At 75.2% G+C, this 4,931-nt stretch carries 1 protein-coding gene and 1 pseudogene; both read left to right on the top strand.

Annotated elements, in window-relative coordinates; all coding sequences use genetic code 11:
* Nucleotides 1-162 (top strand): annotated as a pseudogene (locus ACZ516_RS33830) (ketoacyl-synthetase C-terminal extension domain-containing protein); the annotation flags it as partial.
* A 738-nt stretch (nt 163-900) separates the two neighbouring features.
* Nucleotides 901-4,931, top strand: a 4,031-nt coding sequence (locus ACZ516_RS33825; protein ID WP_469013613.1) for a type I polyketide synthase, incomplete at its 3' end; no start/stop codon positions are given.

The raw sequence follows: 4,931 nt of genomic DNA, 5'->3' as shown, positions 1-4,931 counted from the left end.
GAGCCGGTGGGTGGGGTGGAGTGGGGTCCGGTGCGGTTGTTGACGCGGGAAGTGCCGTGGGAGGGGGTGGAGGGCAGGCCGCGTCGGGCGGGGGTGTCCTCGTTCGGGATCTCGGGCACCAACGCGCACGTCATCCTCGAAGAACCACCTGAGGTCGATGAGTTCGAGACGGCGGCGGACGGGGCGAGGTGCGCGGCACCGATCCTGCGGGATGCGCGGGGTGCGCGGCACGTTCCGAGTGCGGGCGTCGCGGACGGGGCCGGCGCCCCGGGTGAGATCGGCGAGGGGTCCGGGGCTGGTGCCGTAGGCGGGGCCGCCATCAGGGGCCAGGGCCACGCTGCTGCTGCCGTCGCCGGTGCCGGTGCCCGGCCTGCGGCGGGCGATGCGGTTGACGCCGCTGGCGCTGGCGCTGGTGCAGTGGGCCTCGAAGGCGGAGGCCGAGCCGGTGCCCGTATCGGCGTCGATGGCCAGGGCGGCGGGGGAGGTCGGATGGACGTCGGCGGCCGGGCGGGTGCCGATGGCGGTGACCGGAACTCTGTGGGCGGCCGGGCCGATAGCGGCGACCAGCGCGATGCGGGTGGCCGGGGCGGTGCTGGTGACCGGAGCGATGTGGGCGGCGGTGTCGGCGTCCGGGAGCATGCGGGCGGCCGTGCTGGGGCCGGTGACGTGCGTGATGCGGGTGAGCGGGTCGGTGGCGGCGAGGGGAACGATGTTGCGGGTGGCCGGGCCGTTAGCGGCGACCGGCACGATGCGGGTGGCCGGGGCGGTGCCGGTGTCCGGGGTGATGTGGGCGGTCGTGCCGGGGCCGGCGACATGCGGGATGCGGGTGGCCGGGGTGGTGGCGGTGGGCGGGACCACGTTGGGGGTCCGGTCCGGAGTGCCGGGGAGGCCGGAGACGCCTTGGCGTTGCCGCTGGTGTTGTCCGCGAAGACGCCGACGGCCCTGCGGGCGCAGGCGCGCCGTCTGCGTGACTTCCTCTCCGACAGTGCGCAGAAGTCCGCCGGCCACAACGGTCCTGCCGAGCCGTCAGCCGTGGCGTACACCGCTGCCTGCGTGCAGTCCGGGTTCGACCACCGTGCTGCCGTCCTGCCCGGGGCCGACGGCGACTACCGGCCCGCGCTGGACGCCCTGGCCGCCGGTCGACCGGACCCCCTGCTGCTGACCGGGACCGCGAGCGGGCGCAGCCGGGCCGTGTTCGTCTTCGGTGCCGGAATCGACCTCGCGACCGCCGAAGCCGAAGCGGGAGGCGGCTCCGAAATAGGGGCGGCGGCACGTGGGGTCGACGTCCAGCATCCCGACCTCGCCTCCTCCGCACGGCAGTTGCTCGACACCGCCCCCGCCTTCGCCGAGTACGTCGGCGAGTCTGCTGCCGCTCTGGCCGTGCATCTCGGCCGTGACGTACGCGAGTTGGGCCCCGCCGAGCCCCCGCAGGCCGTGGCGTTCGTCGTGGGGATCGCCCTCGCGCGGCTCTGGGAGCGGTGCGGTGTGCGGCCCGACGCCGTACTGGGGCAAGGCGTGGGAGAGATCGTCGCCGCGCATGTCGCCGGGGCACTGACACTGGACGACGCGGCACGCGTCTGCGCGGCCTTCGTGCGCGCGGGCTCCGGCGAGGAACTGCGCGCGGCCGTGGCCACGGTGACCCCGCGCCGCACGGAGATCGACCTGTGCTCGCCCCTGACCGGCGAACCGCTCGACTGCCCGCAGGCGTTGACCACCGAGTACTGGTTGCACGCCGTACCGGAGCCGACCGCACTCGACGCGGCGCTGCGGCACGTGACCGCCGGTGGCCGTCGAACCCCCCTGGCGATGCCGGCCGCCTCTGGGCTCCGCACGGCCCGCCCCGGCAGGGACGCCGACGACACGGAGGCGACCGACGGACCGGCGACGGCGGTAGTGGACGCGCTGAAGCCCGGCACGGAAGGCACCGGCGGGTTCCTGGGCGCGCTGGCCGCCGCCTACACGCGAGGCATGCCGGTCGACTGGCAGGCGGTCATCCCGAGGCGCCCCCTGGTCGTCCTGCCGACGTACCCGTTCGAGCGGCAGCGGTACTGGCTGAACGCCGACCCGCCGCGCCCTGCGCACAGCGGGGGGCACGCGCTGCTCGACACCGCCGTCACGCTCGCGGACCGCGACGCGCAGGCGTTCACCGGCGCACTGTCCACCCTCACGCACCCCTGGCTGGCCGACCACAGGATCGACGGGCACACGATCCTGCCGGGCACGGCGCTGGTCGAACTGGCCGCGCACATCGCCGCACTCGACGGTGCCGCGACGGTCACCGAACTGACGCAGGAGGCACCGGTCCGGGTCCCCGACGACGGCAAGACGGTCGAGCTCCAGTTCGTCGTCGGCGCCGTCGACGAGGCGGGCGAGCGGCCTTTCACCGTGTACGCGCGTCCCGGCCACGCCCAGGGAGCGGCCGCGCGGGGCGCAGGGGAGGGCCGGGCCGGCGCCTGGACCCGGCACGCCTCCGGAACCCTCGCGCCACGCGCCCCCCGGGTCCCCGCGGACCCCGCCCCGGCCGCCTGGCCGCCGCCGGGCGCGACGCCTGTCGAAGTAACCAACCTGTACGCGGAGTTGGCCGAGGCCGGATACGCGTACGGCGACACCTTCCGCGGTCTGCGGGCCGCCTGGCGGCTCGGCGAGGACGTGTACCTCGACGTACGGCTGCCCGAGGGCACCGACACGTCGGGCCATGGCCTGCACCCGGCGCTCCTCGACGCGGCGCTGCACGCCACCGTGTGGCAGGGCGCGGCCGACGGCCGCGTGCGGCTGCCCTTCGCGTGGAGCGGCGTACGGCTGTACGGCGGTGACGCGACGGAACTGCGCGTACGGATATCGCCCGTCGGCCCGGACGCGGTGTCGCTGCGGATCGCGGACCAGTACGGCACGCCGATGGCCGCCGTGGACACGCTGGTGCTGCGGGCCGCTGCGGACGGTCCCGCCGACGACACGCTCCTGCACGTGACGTGGGGCCCTTCGGCGGCCGGCGCCGCGTCGGACGCGGACCTGGACGTCGAGGCGTGCTGGGTCCTCGGTTCCGTCCCGCGTCCGGGGCTCACCGTCGTCGCCGACGTGGCCGAGGCGGCCGCCCGTCTCGACGCCGGCGCCCCGGCGCCCGCCGCCGTACTGGTGCCCTGTCTTCCGTCGCCCGCCGGGGACGGGGAAGCGGGGGTGCCCGACGCCGTTCGCCGCGCGGCGCACCGGACGCTGAAGCTGCTCCAGGACTGGCTGGCCGATGGCCGGTTCGCCGACACCCGGCTGGTCTTCGTGACGCGAGGGGCGGTACGGGCGGGGGCGGGGCCCGCCGAGATGCCGGTGGATCTGGTCCACGCGCCGCTGTGGGGCCTGGTCCGCACGGCGCGGTCGGAGCATCCGGGCCGCTTCGTGCTCCTCGACCTGGACGAGGACCTCGACCTGGACGGGATCCTCGATGAGGCCCGTCCGGCGCGTGAGGTGCTGACCGCTGTAGCGGCCGGCGAGGAACCCGAACTCGCCCTCCGGGGCGGCATGTTGCTGATTCCCCGCATGGTTCCCGTACCCCGCCGGGCCGCGACACCGGGCGCCGCCGGGGCCGTCCCCGCGCCGATGCCCCCGCACGGCACCGTTCTGGTGACCGGCGGCACCGGCGCGCTCGGTGCCCGCATCGCCCGGCACCTGGTGGCCCGGCACGGCGTCCGGCACCTGCTGCTGACCAGCCGCAGTGGCCCCCGCGCCGAGGGAGCCGACGACCTGGCGCGCGAGCTGCGCGGCATGGGCGCCCAGGTGCGCATCGCCGGCTGCGACTGCGGTGACCGCCAGGCGCTCGCCGCGGTCCTCGACTCCGTGCCCGCCGAGCACCCGCTGACCGGGATCGTCCACGCCGCGGGCGTCGTCCGGGACGCCACCGTCCGGTCGCTGACCTCGGAGCAGCTCGACGACGTGCTCGGCCCGAAGGCCGATGCCGCCTGGCACCTGCACGAGCTGACCCGCTCCGCCCCGCTCGCCTTCTTCGACCTCTTCTCCTCCGCCACCGGCACGCTCGGAGCCGCGGGGCAGGGGAACTACACCCTGGCCAACACCTTCCTCGACGCCCTCGCCCGGCACCGCGCCGACCTCGGCCTCCCGGGCCGCTCGCTGGCGTGGGGCCTGTGGGACCTGCCGGACGGGATGGCGGGCCGGCTGACGGCACACGACGTCGAACGCCTCGGGCGTCGCACCGGGCTGCGGCCGCTCGACGCGGCCCGCGGGCTGCGCATGTACGACGCCGCCCGCGCCCTGGATCCGAGCCTGCCGACCGTGGTCGCCGCGGCACTCGACCCGGCGTCCGTCGAGATCCCGGCTTCGGCCGAGACTCCGGCTTCGGTCCAGGCCACGGTTTCGGTCCAGGCCTCGGCTGCCGTACAGGCCCATGCCGGTGCCACCGCGCCGGCCGCCGCCGGGCGGACGGGGACGCCGTGGTCACGACGGCTGGCCGAACTCCCCGAGGGCGAGCGGACGACTCAGAGCCGTCGACTCGTCCTGTCGATCGCGGGGGAGGTGCTGGGCGGAAGCGGTGACGTCGACGCCGCGCTCGCGTTCCGGGAGGCCGGCTTCGATTCCCTGCTGGCCGTCGAACTGCGCAACCGGCTCTGCGAGGTGACGGGCCTCAAACTGCCGCCGACCGTGGTGTTCGACCACCCGACACCTGCCGCCCTCGGCACATACCTGGGTTCTCTGCTCGCGGACCCGCCTTCCGAAGAACCGACGGCCAAAACCACTCCGGCAATCGCACCGGCCCGCACGAATACGCGTAGGCCGTCGAAGGAAACGGATTCCTCGGCTGATCCGGTGGTGATTGTGGGGATGGCTTGTCGCTTTCCTGGTGGGGTGGTGTCGCCGGAGGGTTTGTGGGATGTGGTGGTGTCGGGTGGGGATGTGGTGTCTGGTTTTCCGGGGGATCGTGGGTGGGG

This window comes from Streptomyces sp. NPDC034037, from assembly GCF_055575715.1.
This window is presented reverse-complemented; position numbering and strand designations above follow the sequence as displayed.